Genomic DNA, 14,534 nt, shown 5'->3' on the forward strand with positions numbered 1-14,534 from the left:
CCACACGCCGCACGTGCGTCCCGCGCACCCCGGGGGACCCTCACGCCCGGACCCGGCGGACCGTGGCCGCCTCGACCTCGTACCGGCTGACCGCCGCGCCACCGGCGCGGAAGAAGCGCCGGCGCAGCGCGCCCTGCACCTCGACGTGGTCGCCGGGGGCGAGCCGCAGCGCGCTCGCCCGGGTGCGCGCCGACCAGCACGCGACGTCGATGGTGTCGACGCCCGCCCGCGGCTCGGCACCGGCCTCCCTGCGGCGGGCGCCCGGCGGCCGACCCACCACCACCCGGACGCTCACCAGCAGGTCGCCGCTCGGCAGCTCGCGCTGCTCGACCTCGGCGCTCACCCGGCCGACCAGCCGCACCTCGTTCACCGGCGCCGGCGCCTGCGCCCCGTCCTGCACCCCGTCCTGCACCACCGCTGCCCTGGCCATCGCGTCGTCCCCTCCGCCGCCGGGGCACCCGCCCGGCGTCGGCACCACCGTGCTCGGCGGGGACGACGGCGCGGGGCCTGTCGGCACCGACCTGTGGACGGAGGGACGTCCGGCGCCCCTGTGGACGACGCGGCGGTGCAGCCGGTCGGGTGCCCCGCCGGGACCCCGGGCGGTCAGTCCGCGTCGGTGCGGGCGCGGTGCGTGGCGGCGGTGACGTCCAGCAGGAACCGCAGCACCAGGCGGAGCTCCTCGTCGGAGTAGCCGTCCATCGCGCGTCCGACCGCGATGCCGAGCGGGGTGAACACCTGCGAGGCGACCCCGCTCGCCTGCTCGGTCATCTCGATCTGCACGCGGCGCCGGTCGGTCGGCGAGTGGGTGCGGTGCACGTGCCCGACCTGCTCGAGGCGACCGAGCAGCGCCGACGTCGCGGGCGGGCTCAGCCGCAGCAGCTGGGCGAGGGCGCCCGGCGTCAGGCTCTCGCCCGACTGCGCCGCGCGGTGGACGTGGGTGAGCGCGTTCAGGTCGGACCGGTGCAGGCCCACCGCTCCCCCGCGGTCGTCGACGTAGGCGTCGGTCTCGACGACGTAGTCGCGCAGGGCGTCGACGAGCGCCGCGGCCACTTCGCGCCGTGCCTGCTCCGTCCGCTCCGCCATCACCGCTCCTCCGACTTGCACCCCGGTCGGGCCGACCCTATCGTTTCCATCGTCGAACTATTCCAGCATGGTACTACCGACGCGGAGGACAGGCGTGGACGAGCAGGGGACGCACCCGGTGGGCACGGCCGGACGGGTGCTCGGCCCGCTGGCCGGGCGGCGGCTGAAGTGGGCCGTGGTGGCGGTCGCGGTGGCGTGCTCCGGGGCCTTCCTCGCCCTCGGCGGCGAGGCGGAGCCGGTCGCGAACACCGCGGCCTCGCTGCCGGACGACGCCGAGTCGGCCCGCGCCGCCGCGGTGCAGGCCGGGCTGCCGTCGTCCGGGGTGTCCCCCGCGATCGCCGTGTTCACCCGTGAGGACGGCGAGGCGCTCGACGACGCCGACCTCGCGGCGGTCGGCGAGGCCACCGGTCGCGGTCTCGAGGTCGCCCTGCCGCTGCTCGAGGAGGCCGGTCTCGACGCCGCCCAGGGCGGTGCGCCCGCCGAGGGCGCACCCGGCGAGGGCGCACCCGGCGAGGGCGCACCTGCCCAGGGTGCGCCCGGCGGGGGCGCCCCGGGCGGACCGCCGTCCGGACCCCAGGTGTCCGAGGACGGCACGACGGCGCTGGGGGTCGTCCCGCTGCCCGCCGACGTGCCCGACGGCCAGCTCGGCGAGGTGGTCGAGGAGCTGCGCTCGGCCCTGCGCGACGGGCTGCCCGACGGTCTGCAGGTCGCCGTGACCGGTGGTCCCGCCTTCGGCGCGGACATCGGCGCGGTCTTCGAGGGCGCCGACATCACCCTGCTCGCCTCGACCGCGGCCATCGTCGCGGTGCTGCTGCTGCTCACCTATCGCAGCCCCTGGCTGTGGCTCGTCCCGCTCACCGTGGTCGGCCTCGGCGACCAGGTCGCCGCGAAGCTGCTGGCCGTGCTGAGCCGCGTCACCGACCTGCGGGCCGACGGCGCCGTCACCGGGATCATCTCGGTGCTGGTCTTCGGCGCCGGCACCAACTACGCGCTGCTGCTCATCGCGCGCTACCGCGAGGAGCTGCGCCACGTCGAGGACCGGCACGAGGCGATGCGCCGCGCCCTCGGCTCGGCGGCGCCCGCGGTGCTGGCCAGCGGCGGCACCGTGGTGCTCGCGCTGCTGGCCCTCGGCCTGGCCGACGACCCGTTCGCGCGCTCGCTCGGCTACGCCGGCGCGACCGGCATCGTCGTCGCGCTGGTGTTCGCGCTGCTCGTGCTGCCCGCCGCGATGGTGCTGTTCGGGCGCCGGCTGTTCTGGCCGTTCGTGCCGAGGGTCGGGCAGGCCGACCCGACCCGCACCGGCTTCTGGTCCAAGGTCGGCTGGGTCGTCACCCGGCGCCCGGTCCTGACCTCGCTCGCGTCGGTGCTGCTGCTCGGCGTCCTGGCGTCGGGCCTGGTGAGCCTGCGGGTCGGCCAGGCACCGGACGAGCAGTTCCTCGTCGAGCCCGAGGCCGTCGTCGGCCAGCAGCAGCTGGCCGAGGCGTTCCCGGCCGGCACGAGCGAGCCGGCGCTGGTGATCGCGTCGGCCGACCGGGCCGAGGACGTCGCGGCCGCGGTCGAGGGCGTCGACGGCGTCGTGTCGGTCACCCCCGGCGAGGGCGACGGGTCGGTCGTGCCGATCTCGGTCGTCACGGACGCCGAGCCGGGCACCGGGGCCGCCTTCGACCAGGTGCGCGACCTCCGCCGGGTCGCCACGCAGCAGGACGCGGGCGCCCTGGTCGGTGGCGCCGACGCCGAGGCGCTCGACGCCCGCGACACCACCTCGCGCGACCGGTTGCTGCTCTTCCCCGTGATCCTCGCGATCGTCCTGGGCGTGCTGCTGGTGCTGCTGCGCTCGGTGGTGGCCGCGATCGTCCTGGTGCTGACGGTGGTGGCGACGTACGTCGCCAGCATGGGCGCCAGCTGGTTCGCCTTCGAGCAGCTGCTCGGGTACCCGCCGCTCGCGGTGAGCACCCCGCTGCTGGCGTTCCTGTTCCTCGTGGCGCTCGGCGTCGACTACAACATCTTCCTCACCACCCGGGCGCGCGAGGAGGCCGTCCGCGGCGCCCCTGCCCGCGAGGCGGTCGTGACGGCGCTCGCGGTCACCGGCGGCGTCATCACCAGCGCCGGCGTGCTGCTCGCCGCGGTGTTCGCGGTGCTCGGCGTGCTGCCCCTGGTGCAGCTCGCCCAGATCGGCGTCATCGTCGGCTTCGGCGTGCTGCTCGACACCGTCGTGGTGCGGAGCCTGCTGGTGCCGGCGCTGGTGACCCTGCTGGGAGAACGGTTCTGGTGGCCGAGCCACCCCGCGCGCGGCAAGCACGTGGCGGTCGAGGAGCAGCCGGAGCCGGCGCCGGTGGGCTGAGTCAGACCCGCCGGGGGCCGTCGCGCAGGACGCCGCGCACGTCGTCGAGCGACAGCGGCGAGGCGTCGAAGTCGGTGAGCAACCACGTCGCCCCCGCGTCCACCCAGGGCGCGGGGTCGGCGTCGCGGCCGACGGAGGTGACGACGTCGAACGGTCGGGCGTCGCCGCCGCGCACCTGCCGCAGCACACCGACCGCCTCCGCGAGCTGGTCGGGCGCCTGCAGGTTCACCGGGAAGAAGCCGTCGTGCGCGGCGGCCCGCACCACCGGACGGCGGTTGCCGGGGAACCCCGCGACCCACACCGGGACTCTTCCGCGCACCGGCGTCGGCTCGAAGGTGAGCCCGTCGACGAGGTGGTGCTCGCCGCGGTGGTGCACGGGCTCGCCGGTCCACGCGGCGCGCAGCACGGCCAGCGACTCGTCGAGCGCCCGGGCCCGCACCCGGTCGTCGGTCTCCTCGCCGGTGCGCGAGAGCTCCTCGCCGAACCGGTCGCTGCCGAGCCCGACCCCCAGCACCAGGCGCCCGCCGGACAGCCGGTCCAGGCTCGCGGTCTCCCGGGCGACCTTCACCGGGCGGCGGCGCGCCAGCGGCGTCACCATCGGCCCGAGCAGGATGCGCTCGGTGACGGCGGCGGCGGCCGACAGCACGACCCACGGATCGGCCACCGCCCGCACCGGGGCGCGCCACGCCACGTGGTCCCACACGAAGAACCCGTCCCAGCCGCGCTCCTCGGCCTCGGCCGCGAGCCGCACCACCGTCGCGGGGTCCGCCAGCTCGTCGAACAGCGGCACCCACAGCCCGCACCGCACGGTCATCGCGCCTCCCCCTGGGCCCGCCCGGTGTGCTCGACCAGCGCGTCGACGAAGTCGTCCCACCGCGGTGGCGGGACGTCGTGCGCGGTGTCCGCGAGCACGACGAGCCGCGCGCCCGGGACGGCGCGGGCCAGCGCCCGGCCGTGCTCCAGCGGGAAGCACGGGTCGACCTCGCCGTGCACGACGAGCGCCGGCACCGCCACGTCACCGAAGCCGCCGCCGCGCGGAGCGTCGAAGTCCATCACGACGTGGTTGGTCTGCGCCGCCGCCAGGTCCCGCGTGCGGGCCACGTCGATCCGCGCGAGCGCCCGCACGTGGTCGGCGTCGGCGAGCGGCGAGCCGACGGCGTACGCCAGCACGGCCTGCGTGATCTGCTCGACGGCGGCCTCGTCGCCGTCCCCCGGCGGTCCGAGCGCCGCGGTCGCCGTCTCGAACTCCGCTGTGGGAGGGGGCAGGTCGTCGTCCCCGGTGGTCGTCGCGACGAACGTCACCGACGCGACGCGCTCGGCGTGGTCGAGGGCGAGGTGCAGGGCGGTGCCGCCCGACATCGACCGTCCGACCACGTGCGCCCGCGCGATCCCCAGGGCGTCCAGGACGCCGACGGCGTCCCGCGCGAGGTCCGACATCGCGTAGCCGGGCTCCCCCACCGGGAAGGTCGTCGACCGGCCGGTGTCGCGCTGGTCGTACCGGACGACGAGACGGCCTGCGGCAGCGAGCCGTTCGCACAGCTCGTCCTCCCACCACACCATCGAGGCGCACGCCCCGTGGATCAGCAGCACCGCCGGGTCGCCGGGGTCACCGACCGTCTGCACGCACAACTCGACCCCCGGTGCGACCGTCACCGTCCGCTCGGCGTCCACGGCACGGACCGTAGCGGCGCGCGGTCGGCCGCGGGGCCGTCCGCTGCCGCGGGCGGACGACCGGTCGCGTCCTCGACGCCTCGAGTGGTGGCATCGCGCGCCGCGACGCAACCGTTCGTGGCCCGGACGCCGCCGGCGTCGAGCCAGGCGACCGTGGACCGGGCGCGGGGTGACGACGCGGGTACGCCCGTCGCCACCCCGGACCGCTACCGCTTGCCGATCTGCCCCACCGCGTCGGCCGCCGTGGCCGTGCCCTTCTTCGCCGCCTTGGCCGCCCGCTTCTCCTTGAGCGTCTTGCCGGCCTTCTTGCTGAGGTGCTGGCGAGGTGACTTGTCGGACATGGCTGTCTCCCAGCGCTAGGAAGCCTGAGCGACTCCGTCCTGCGACACTACGCCCCTGCCGGCCGGCCCGGCGCCGAGCCGGGCGGTCCGACCGCGTCCGGCTCCTACGACTCGACGACGGTCGGGATGATCATCGGGCGGCGGCGCAGCTTGGTGCCGGCCCAGCGGCCGACGACGCGACGCACGACCTGCTGCAGCTGCTGCACGTCGGTGGTGCCCTTGGCCGTGGCCTCGAGCAGCGCCTGCGTCACCTGCGGCTTGATCGAGTCGAACACGTCGTCGCCCTCGGCGACGCCGCGGGCGGCGATCTCGGGCCCGACCACGACCTGGCCGGACGAGGAGTCGACGACCACGAAGATCGAGATGAAGCCCTCGTCGCCGAGGATGCGGCGGTCCTTGAGGTCGGCGTCGGTGATCTCGCCGACCGAGGAGCCGTCGACGTAGACGTAGCCGCACGGCACGGCCCCGACCACCTTGGCTGCGCCGTCGACGAGGTCGACCACGACGCCGTCCTCGACCACGACGACGCGCTCGGCCGGCACGCCGGTGCGGCGCGCCAGCTCGGCGTTGGCGTGCAGGTGCCGCACCTCGCCGTGCACCGGCATGACGTTGCGCGGGCGGATCACGTTGTAGCAGTAGAGGAGCTCGCCGGCCGACGCGTGGCCCGAGACGTGCACCTTGGCGTTGCCCTGGTGCACGACGGTCGCGCCGAGCCGGGTGAGGCCGTTGATGACGCGGTTGATCGGGTTCTCGTTGCCCGGGATCTGCGACGACGCGAGGATCACGGTGTCGCCCTGCCCGATGCGCACCGGGTGGTCGTTGTTCGACATCCGCGACAGCGCGGCCATCGGCTCGCCCTGCGAGCCGGTGCACATCAGCACCACCTGGTCGTCGGGCAGGTCGTCGATCTGCTTGGCGTCGACCAGGATGCCGGGCGGCACGGTGAGGTAGCCGAGGTCGGCCGCGACGCCCATGTTGCGCACCATCGACCGGCCGACCAGCGCGACCTTGCGCCCGTGGGCGTACGCGGTGTCGAGCACCTGCTGCACGCGGTGCACGTGCGAGGCGAACGACGCGACGATGACGCGCCGCTCGGCGCCGGCGAACACCCGGTCGAGCACGGGCCCGATCTCGCGCTCGTGCGTGGTGAAGCCCGGCACCTCGGCGTTGGTGGAGTCGACCATGAACAGGTCGACGCCCTCCTCGCCGAGCCGGCCGAACGCCCGCAGGTCGGTGATGCGGCCGTCGAGCGGCAGCTGGTCCATCTTGAAGTCGCCGGTGTGCAGCACCAGCCCGGCCGAGGTGCGCACCGCGACGGCGAGCGCGTCCGGGATGGAGTGGTTGACCGCGACGAACTCGCAGTCGAACGGGCCGAGCCGCTCGCGCTGGCCCTCGCGGACCGACAGCGTCAGCGGCTGGATGCGGTGCTCCTTCAGCTTCGCCTCGATCAGCGCGAGGGTGAGCTGGGAGCCGAGCAGCGGGATGTCGGGCTTGAGCCGCAGCAGGTACGGCACGCCGCCGATGTGGTCCTCGTGGCCGTGGGTGAGCACGATCGCCTGCACGTCGTCGAGCCGGTCGGCGATGTACTCGAAGTCGGGCAGGATCAGGTCGACGCCCGGCTGGTGGTCCTCGGGGAACAGCACCCCGCAGTCGATGATCAGCAGCTTGCCGTCGATCTCCAGGACGGCCATGTTGCGGCCGACCTCGCCGAGCCCGCCGAGCGGGACGATCCGCAGGGCGCCCGGTGCGAGGGTGGGGGGCAGCGACAGCTCGGGGTGCGGGTGACTCACGAAGAGAGCTCCTCCAGCGCGGCGCGGACGGCCGCGGCCTGCTCGTCGGTGGCGTCCGCGAGCGGCGGACGCACGGTGGTGTGGGCGAGGACGCCCTGGTGGCGCAGACCCGCCTTGCAGGTCAGCACGCCCTGGGTCGACATCATGACGGCGCGCACCAGCGGCAGCAGCCGGCGGTGCAGGTCGAGCGCGCGGACCAGGTCGCCGGCGTCGACGGCCGCGACCAGCTCGACCAGCTCGCGGCTCGCGAGGTTGCCGACCGTGGTGACCATGCCCGCGGCGCCCTGGGTGAGCTGGGCCAGGTTCAGCGCGTCGCTGCCGGCGTAGTAGGCGAGGTCGGTGGCGGCCATCACCTCGCTGGAGGCGAACAGGTCGTCCTTGGCGTCCTTGACCGCCACCACGTTCGGGTGCTGGGCCAGCTGCACCAGGGTCGCCGACTCGATCGGCACGCCCGAGCGTCCGGGGATGTCGTAGACCATCACGGGCAGGTCGGTGGCGGACGCGACCGCGGTGAAGTGCGCCAGCAGGCCGGCCTGCGGCGGCTTGGAGTAGTACGGGGTGACGACCAGCAGGCCGTCGGCGCCGGCCGCGGCGGCCTGGCGGGCGAGCTCGCTGGTGTGCGCGGTGTCGTTCGTGCCCACCCCGGCCAGCACGTGGGCGCGGTCGCCGACCGCCTCGACCACGGCGCGCAGCAGGTCGGACTTCTCGGTGTCGGTGGTGGTGGGCGACTCGCCCGTCGTCCCGCTGACCACCAGGCCGTCGTCGCCCGCGTCGACCAGGTGGGTGGCCAGCCGGGCCGCGCCCTCGAGGTCGAGCTTCCCGTCCGCGTCGAACGGGGTGACCATCGCCGTCAGGACGGCGCCGAAGGGGCGGCGGGGCGCGAGCGCCGAGGGGGCCGTGGACATGGGCTCCAACCTACCGCCGCGGGCCCTGCGGGCTGTCCTCGCACCGCCGGGGACGTGCGGCGTCCCCCTGGGCGCGAAGAAGCGGTCGTTGCCCGCTCGGGGGTCCGGGCAACGACCGCTCCGGGACCATCATTGCCCCATCGGGGTGCCCTGTGGCAACTCCGGACGCACCGGATCGTCCGGAGGGACGACTCAGTCCTCCTGCGAAAGGTCCTCCAGACCGGTCGCGATGGCGTAGCGGACGAGCTCGACCCGGTTGTGCATCTGGAGCTTGCCCAGGATGTTCTGGACGTGGTTCTGCACGGTGCGGTGCGAGAGCACGAGCCGCCCGGCGATCTCCTTGTACGACAGGCCCTTGGCGACCAGCCGCAGCACCTCGGTCTCGCGCTCGGTGAGGGTGCTCTGCACGCCCGAGGAGGGGTCGACCGCGGGCTCGGTCGACATCCGCCGGAACTCGCCCAGCACGAGCCCGGCCAGGCCGGGCGTGAACACGGCGTCGCCGCGCGCGGTGCGACCCACGGCGTCGAGCAGCTCCTCGCGCGACGCCGACTTCACCAGGTACCCCGTGGCGCCCGCCTTGACCGCCTCGAGCACGTCGGCCTGCTCACCGCTGGCCGACAGCACGAGCACCCGCACCCGCGGGTCGGCGGCCACGATCTGGCGGGTGGCCTCGACGCCGTCGACGCCGGGCATCTGCAGGTCGGCCAGGACGACCTGCGGCGAGGTCGCGGCCGCCCGGCGCACCGCCTCGGCACCGTTCGCCGCGGTGGCGACGACCTGGTAGCCCGCGTCCTCGAGGTCGCGGGCCACCGCCTCGCGCCACATCGGGTGGTCGTCGGCCACGAGCACGCGCACGGGGGCACCCTGCTCGGACGGCGGCGTGGCGCCGGGGTCGGACGGGCTGGCGGTCGCGTCGCTGGTCACGATCCCAACCCTAGGGCGAGGTCGGACGCGGGACGCGGAGCTCGACCTCGGTGCCCTGGCCGGGCTGCGACCACAGCGCCACGGTGCCGCCGAGGTCCTCCACCCGTCCGCGCACCGACGACGAGACGCCGAGCCGGCCGTCCACCTCGGCCTGCTCGAGCCGCCCCGGCTCGATGCCGACGCCGTCGTCGCGCACCGTGACCAGCACGGCCGGGCCCTCGTCCTCGACCAGGACGAACGCCCGCGCGCCCTCGCCGGCGTGCTGGGCGACGTTGTGCAGGCAGGCCGCGACCGCCGCGGCCAGCTCGCGCGCCGCGACCCCCGCCAGCGGGACCGGCGTCGCCGGGCCCGAGACCGTGACCCGGGACGACGCGAGCGGCAGCAGCAGGTCGCGCAGGTCGACCGCGGCGTCCGGGTCGCCGTCGACCGCGGGGTCGGCTCCCCCGGCCGAGACCAGCGACCGCAGCCGCACCTCCTGCTCGCCGGCCATCGCCGCCAGGTCGGCCGCCTCCCCGCCGAGCTCGGTACCGCGGCGCTGGACGTACCCCAGCACCTGCAGCACCGAGTCGTGGATGTCGCGGGCGAGCCGCTCGCGCTCGCGCGCGGCGGCGGCCTGCTCCAGCGCGGACGCCAGCTCGCGTCGGCTGCGCTCGTACAGCTCCGCGGCGAAGCCGACCACCGCGCCCGCGAGCAGCAGCAGGACGATGTTGTGCAGCGCGGAGCGGTCGAGCGGGTCGAGCACGACGAGGTCGGCGGCGCCGACCGCGAGCGCGGCGAGCACGCCGGTCAGCGGGCCGCGCCAGACCGCCCACGACAGCACGGCGGCCGCGGGCCACACCAGCGGGAGCGTGTTCGTGGCCGAGGCCAGCGCCGGCGTGTCGACGACGGCCGTCATGAGCACCGCGACGCAGGCCAGCGCGAGGTCGGCGACGAGCAGCCACACCCGGCGCCGCGGGGCCAGCCAGACGAACGCCGACCACAGCGCCATCACCGCGAGCACCGTCCAGCCCAGGAGCGGGTGCCGGTAGGGCTCCTCGCGGGTGGCGTAGGCGGCGACGGCGTAGAGCACCGCCACGACGCGGAAGACGTCGACGGCGCGCCACAGCGCCGCGGCGAACCCGAGGTCGCGGTGGCGCTGGGACAGGTCGCGGCGGCCGCGGCGGCCGGCGTCGGTGGGCGCGGGCGCCGGGGTGGGGTCCGCGGTCACGGCAGCGGGGACGTCAGTCGGCGGCGCGGTCGTCGCGGCGGTCGAGCTCGGGGTCGTAGGTCGGGTCGTCGTCCGGGAACTCGGACAGGTCGACCGAGCGGTGCTGCCGGGCGGCGACGGCCTCGTCGCGGGCCGCCTCGATGCGGGCGCGGGCGTCGGCGGCGCGACCGGCCGCCGTCGCGGCGGCGGCCTGGGCGCGGGCGCGGGCCTGGGCCACCCGCTCCTTCATCGCGTCGGCGAGCTGGTCCTTCATCGTCGCGGCGTAGACGTCGACGTACTCCTGGCCGGACAGCTTCATCAGCTCGTACATGATCTCGTCGGTGATCGAGCGCAGGACGAGACGGTCGTCCTCCATGCCCTCGTAGCGCGAGAAGTCGAGCGGGGCACCGATCTTCACGCCGACCCGCTTGATGTTCGGGACCTTCTGCCCGATCGGCTGCACCTTGTCGGTGTTCACCATCGCGACGGGCAGCACCCGGACGCGGCCCTCGAGCGCCATCCGCGCCACGCCGGTCTTGCCGCGGTAGAGCCGCCCGTCCGGGCTGCGGGTGCCCTCGGGGTAGATGCCGAGCAGGTCGCCCTGGCCCAGCACGCGCAGGCCGGTGCGCAGCGCCGCGTCACCCGCACCGGCGCCGGACCGGTCGACGGGCACCTGGCCGACGCCGCGGAAGAACCCGGCCGTGAGCCGGCCCTTCACCCCGCGCCCGGTGAAGTAGTCGGACTTCGCGAGGAAGGTGATGCGGCGCGGCACGACCAGCGGCAGGAAGAACGAGTCGGAGAACGACAGGTGGTTGCTCACCAGGATCGCCGGGCCCTTGTCCGGCACGTGCTCGAGCCCGGTGACCCACGGACGGAACAGGGCGCGCAGCAGCGGCCCGAGCACGATCGACTTCAGCACCCAGTAGAACAACCGCTCGCCTTCCGTCCGACGCCGCGGCGTCCCCGCACGTCGGCGTCGACTCTACGGCCATCCGGACGGCGCGCGTGCGGGTGACGGACGACCCGGTGGCCCGGATCCCTGGTCGCGGTCGGCGACCCCGTGACACCATGAGGAGGTGCCGCTGATGCCTGGTGCCGAACCGATCCGTCACGACGGCGGCGACGTCGCCGTCCTGCTGTGCCACGGGTTCACCAGCACCCCCGGGAGCATGGCCGACTGGGCGTCCGCGCTCGCCGAGGACGGCCGCACGGTGAGCGTCCCGCGGCTCCCGGGCCACGGCACCACCTGGCAGGAGATGAACCGCACCCGCTGGCAGGACTGGTACGCGGCGGTCGAGAACGAGCTGCTCGACCTGGCCGCCGCCCACGGGCGGGTCTTCGTCGGCGGCCTGTCGATGGGCGGGGCGCTCGCGCTGCGGCTCGCGATCCACCACCCCGACGCCGTCGCCGGCCTGATGCTCGTGAACCCCTGCGTGCACGCCACCGACCGACGGGTGCTGCCGTTCCGCTCGGTGCAGATGCTGGCGCTGCCGCTGCTGCGGCACGTGGTGCCGGCGCTGCCCGGCATCGCGAGCGACATCCGCAAGCAGGGGGTCGCCGAGTCGGCGTACGCGCACAACCCGCTGCATGCGCTGCACTCCTCGCTCCAGCTGTTCGCCGACGTCAAGCGCGACCTGCCGCAGGTCACCGCGCCGATGCTGCTGATGCGCTCGGCCGTCGACCACGTCGTCCCGCTCTCGAGCGGGGAGTACGTCAAGGCCCGGGTGTCGAGCACCGACCTCACCGACGTCACGCTGCACGACAGCTACCACGTGGCCACCCTCGACGAGGACGCCCCGCTGGTCTTCGCCCGCAGCCGCGAGTTCGTCTCCCGCGTCTCGAGCGGGGTGCCGGCGTGAGCGAGCGGCACGGGGACGGCGACCTCGACGTCGACGCGGCCTGGGCCGAGATCGTCGCCCACTGGGGCGTCGACGGCGACGACGTCCGCGTGGTGCGGTCCGGGGAGGCGCCCGAGCACCCCGTGGCCGAGGGTGGCGCACCCGACGGCGACGCGACCGACGACGACGCGACCGACGACCCCGCGACCGGTGACGCCGACGCCATCGCCACCGCGGAGACCCGCGACGAGCGTCCGGCCGACGGCCCGGCCGGTGACGTCCTCGACGCGGGTACCCCACCCCCCGCGGCGCCCACCACGTCGTCGCGGGTGGTGCCCACCGACGACGCGAGCCGCCCGGCGCCCCGCCCGCCGGTGCGCCGCGACGACCTCGCCGACGACGACCCGCTGCTCGCGGCGCTCGACGAGCACTTCGTCCCGCCGGAGCCGCCCCCGCTCGGCGGCGGCGACCCGCTGACCACGCTGGCCTGGCTCGGCGCGCTGGGCGGCCCGGTGTTCCTGCTCGTCGCGGCGCTGGCGTGGCGCTCCGCCCCGTCGCTGCTCATCGGCGCCGCCGTGCTCGCGTTCGTCGCCGGCTTCGTCACCCTCGTGGTCCGCATGCCCGACCGCGACGAGGACGACGACGGCGCCGAGGTCTGACCCGCGTCGACCCGGTACCGTCGCCCCGCCCTCCCCGCCCGGGGACGACCAGCCGAAGGAGCCTGCCCGGATGACCAGCGCGCGCGCCCAGGAGACCGTCCAGATCCGAGGCCACCTGCTCGACTCCGGCGTGCTGAGCCGGTGCGCGAGCGACGTGCGCGCCCTGGGCGGCGACTACGTCATCGAGCGGCTCGAGGTGGGCAAGGACTCCGGCGACGAGTCGTACGCGCGCATCCTGGTGACCGCCGACGACGAGGAGCGGCTCGCCACCATCCTGATGCGGCTCAACGTGCACGGCGTCAACATGGTCGAGCCCGGCGAGGCGGTCGTGCGCGAGGTCGACGCCGACGGCGTCTTCCCGGTCGACTTCTACTCCACCACGAACCTGCCCACCCAGGTGCGCCTCGAGGGCCACTGGGTCGACGTGCAGCAGCCCGAGATGGACTGCGGTCTGCTGGTCACCGGCACCTCGGCGGACGGCGACCTCGCCGTCCGCACGATCGCGATCTCGGACGCCCGACAGGGTGACCGGGTCGTGTGCGGGCCGTCCGGGGTGCGGGTGGTGCGCGCGATCGCGAAGACCGACGAGGACCAGGTCTTCGAGTTCATGAACTCCGAGGTCTCCTCGGAGAAGCCGCAGGCGCTGCTCGTGCGCCAGATCGCCGAGGAGATGCGGGCCACCAAGGAGGCCGGCAAGCGCATCCTGTGGGTCGGTGGTCCGGCGGTCGTGCACACCGGCGCGGCGCCGGCGATGGTGGCGCTGGTGCGCGCCGGCTACGTCGACGTGCTGTTCGGCGGCAACGCGATCGCCACCCACGACATCGAGTCCTCGATCTTCGGCACCTCGCTCGGCGTCGACCTCAGCAAGGGCCAGGGCGTCGAGCACGGCCACGAGCACCACATCCGCGCCATCAACCTGGTGCGCCGGTCCGGCTCGATCGCGCAGGCCGTCCAGGACGGCGTGATCGCCTCGGGCGTCATGCACGCGCTGGTGAGCGAGGGCAAGGACTTCGTGCTGGTCGGGTCGGTGCGCGACGACGGTCCGCTCCCGGACGTGGTGACGGACGTGATCGAGGGCCAGCGCCGGATGCGCGCGCAGCTGCACGACGTCGGCTTCGCGATCATGGTCGCGACGATGCTGCACTCGGTGGCCACCGGGAACCTGCTGCCCGCGTCGGTGCCGCTGGTCTGCGTCGACATCAACCCGGCCACCGTGGTCAAGCTCGCCGACCGGGGGTCGTCGCAGGCCCGGGGCGTCGTCACCGACATCGGCCTGTTCCTCGAGCAGCTCGCCGACGAGCTGGTGCCGGACCGCCCGCGCCCCTGACCGGACGCGCCGCCGTCAGGCGCGGGGCAGGACGACCTCGGCGAGCACCGGGCGGTGGTCGCTGCCGGCCACCACGTCGGCCTCGTCGACGCCGTCCGGGTAGCCGTACGACGCCGTGGTCAGCGCGGGGTCGACCAGCACGGCGTCGATGCGGTGCCGCGGCCGGGCCGACCGGAACGTCGGCGGCCCGTCAGGGTCGGGGTCGACCGCCCGGGCCGCGAGCGAGCGCCACGACGCGCCGTCGGGACGCTCGTTCAGGTCGCCGGCGAGCACCACCGGCGGACCGCCGGACGCGGGCTGGGCGGCGAGCAGCAGCTCGACGTGCCGGGCGCGCTCGCGCTCGTCCAGCCCGAGGTGCAGGCAGGTGACGGCCACGGGCGCCGTGCCGGGCAGCGACACCAGGGCGCGGACGCACCCGCGCGGCCGCGTGCGCCACCCGCGCACCGGCAGCCGGTTCCCGGCGGCGACG

General features: G+C 75.2%; 15 protein-coding genes. 4 read left to right on the forward strand and 11 right to left on the reverse strand.

Annotated features, from left to right (window positions below):
• Nucleotides 1–40 precede the first annotated feature (40 nt).
• Both ACYVKY_RS22055 and ACYVKY_RS22060 read right to left on the reverse strand, forming a co-directional pair.
• A complete protein-coding gene (locus ACYVKY_RS22055; protein WP_460437133.1) occupies nucleotides 41–430 on the reverse strand; it encodes a single-stranded DNA-binding protein in 390 nt (129 codons plus the stop codon).
• 173 nt (nucleotides 431–603) lie between these two features.
• Nucleotides 604–1,083: a MarR family winged helix-turn-helix transcriptional regulator gene (locus ACYVKY_RS22060; RefSeq protein ID WP_460437134.1), complete on the reverse strand. Its 480-nt coding sequence runs from the start codon at nucleotides 1,081–1,083 to the stop codon at nucleotides 604–606.
• 94 nt (nucleotides 1,084–1,177) lie between these two features.
• Between ACYVKY_RS22060 and ACYVKY_RS22065 the strand changes: the two genes are divergently transcribed.
• Nucleotides 1,178–3,424, forward strand: coding sequence for an MMPL family transporter (locus tag ACYVKY_RS22065; RefSeq protein ID WP_460437135.1), 2,247 nt, complete (start codon nucleotides 1,178–1,180; stop codon nucleotides 3,422–3,424).
• Between the two features lies 1 nt (nucleotide 3,425).
• On the opposite strand, the gene ACYVKY_RS22070 is transcribed toward ACYVKY_RS22065, so the two are convergent.
• The 8 genes from ACYVKY_RS22070 to ACYVKY_RS22105 all read right to left on the reverse strand — a co-directional run bounded on the left by ACYVKY_RS22070 (nucleotide 3,426) and on the right by ACYVKY_RS22105 (nucleotide 11,172).
• The gene (locus ACYVKY_RS22070; protein WP_460437136.1) at nucleotides 3,426–4,238 is read right to left on the reverse strand and encodes an LLM class oxidoreductase; all 813 of its coding nucleotides are present in this window, start codon (nucleotides 4,236–4,238) and stop codon (nucleotides 3,426–3,428) included.
• Entirely contained in the window at nucleotides 4,235–5,095 is an 861-nt protein-coding gene (locus ACYVKY_RS22075; RefSeq protein ID WP_460437137.1) for an alpha/beta fold hydrolase, read from the reverse strand. Before ACYVKY_RS22075 ends, ACYVKY_RS22070 begins: the two co-directional genes overlap by 4 nt.
• A gap of 206 nt (nucleotides 5,096–5,301) precedes the next feature.
• A complete protein-coding gene (locus ACYVKY_RS22080; protein ID WP_460437138.1) occupies nucleotides 5,302–5,436 on the reverse strand; it encodes a hypothetical protein in 135 nt (44 codons plus the stop codon).
• Nucleotides 5,437–5,540: 104 nt separating this feature from the next.
• A complete protein-coding gene (locus ACYVKY_RS22085) occupies nucleotides 5,541–7,226 on the reverse strand; it encodes a ribonuclease J (RefSeq protein WP_460437139.1) in 1,686 nt (561 codons plus the stop codon).
• Entirely contained in the window at nucleotides 7,223–8,131 is a 909-nt protein-coding gene (gene dapA / locus ACYVKY_RS22090; RefSeq protein ID WP_460437140.1) for a 4-hydroxy-tetrahydrodipicolinate synthase family protein, read from the reverse strand. Before dapA ends, ACYVKY_RS22085 begins: the two co-directional genes overlap by 4 nt.
• A gap of 192 nt (nucleotides 8,132–8,323) precedes the next feature.
• On the reverse strand, nucleotides 8,324–8,986 hold the full coding sequence (locus ACYVKY_RS22095) for a response regulator (RefSeq protein WP_460437149.1): 663 nt from the start codon (nucleotides 8,984–8,986) through the stop codon (nucleotides 8,324–8,326).
• 79 nt (nucleotides 8,987–9,065) lie between these two features.
• A complete protein-coding gene (macS, locus tag ACYVKY_RS22100) occupies nucleotides 9,066–10,262 on the reverse strand; it encodes an ATP-binding protein (RefSeq protein ID WP_460437141.1) in 1,197 nt (398 codons plus the stop codon).
• Nucleotides 10,263–10,275: 13 nt separating this feature from the next.
• Nucleotides 10,276–11,172 carry a lysophospholipid acyltransferase family protein gene (locus ACYVKY_RS22105; protein ID WP_460437142.1) on the reverse strand — a complete coding sequence of 299 codons (897 nt, stop codon included), beginning with the start codon at nucleotides 11,170–11,172 and terminating at the stop codon, nucleotides 10,276–10,278.
• Nucleotides 11,173–11,326: 154 nt separating this feature from the next.
• Here ACYVKY_RS22105 and ACYVKY_RS22110 point away from each other — a divergent pair, with 154 nt between their 5' ends.
• The 3 genes from ACYVKY_RS22110 to ACYVKY_RS22120 all read left to right on the forward strand — a co-directional run bounded on the left by ACYVKY_RS22110 (nucleotide 11,327) and on the right by ACYVKY_RS22120 (nucleotide 14,065).
• Entirely contained in the window at nucleotides 11,327–12,100 is a 774-nt protein-coding gene (locus ACYVKY_RS22110; protein WP_460437150.1) for an alpha/beta hydrolase, read from the forward strand.
• Nucleotides 12,097–12,738, forward strand: a complete 642-nt coding sequence (locus ACYVKY_RS22115; RefSeq protein WP_460437143.1) for a hypothetical protein — start codon at nucleotides 12,097–12,099, stop codon at nucleotides 12,736–12,738. Before ACYVKY_RS22110 ends, ACYVKY_RS22115 begins: the two co-directional genes overlap by 4 nt.
• A gap of 70 nt (nucleotides 12,739–12,808) precedes the next feature.
• Entirely contained in the window at nucleotides 12,809–14,065 is a 1,257-nt protein-coding gene (locus ACYVKY_RS22120; protein ID WP_460437144.1) for an ornithine cyclodeaminase, nickel-pincer nucleotide-dependent, read from the forward strand.
• Between the two features lie 15 nt (nucleotides 14,066–14,080).
• Here ACYVKY_RS22120 and ACYVKY_RS22125 read toward each other — a convergent pair.
• Nucleotides 14,081–14,534, reverse strand: a 454-nt coding sequence (locus ACYVKY_RS22125) for an endonuclease/exonuclease/phosphatase family protein (protein WP_460437145.1), incomplete at its 5' end; no start/stop codon positions are given.

The sequence above is a fragment of the Angustibacter speluncae genome, assembly GCF_054777815.1.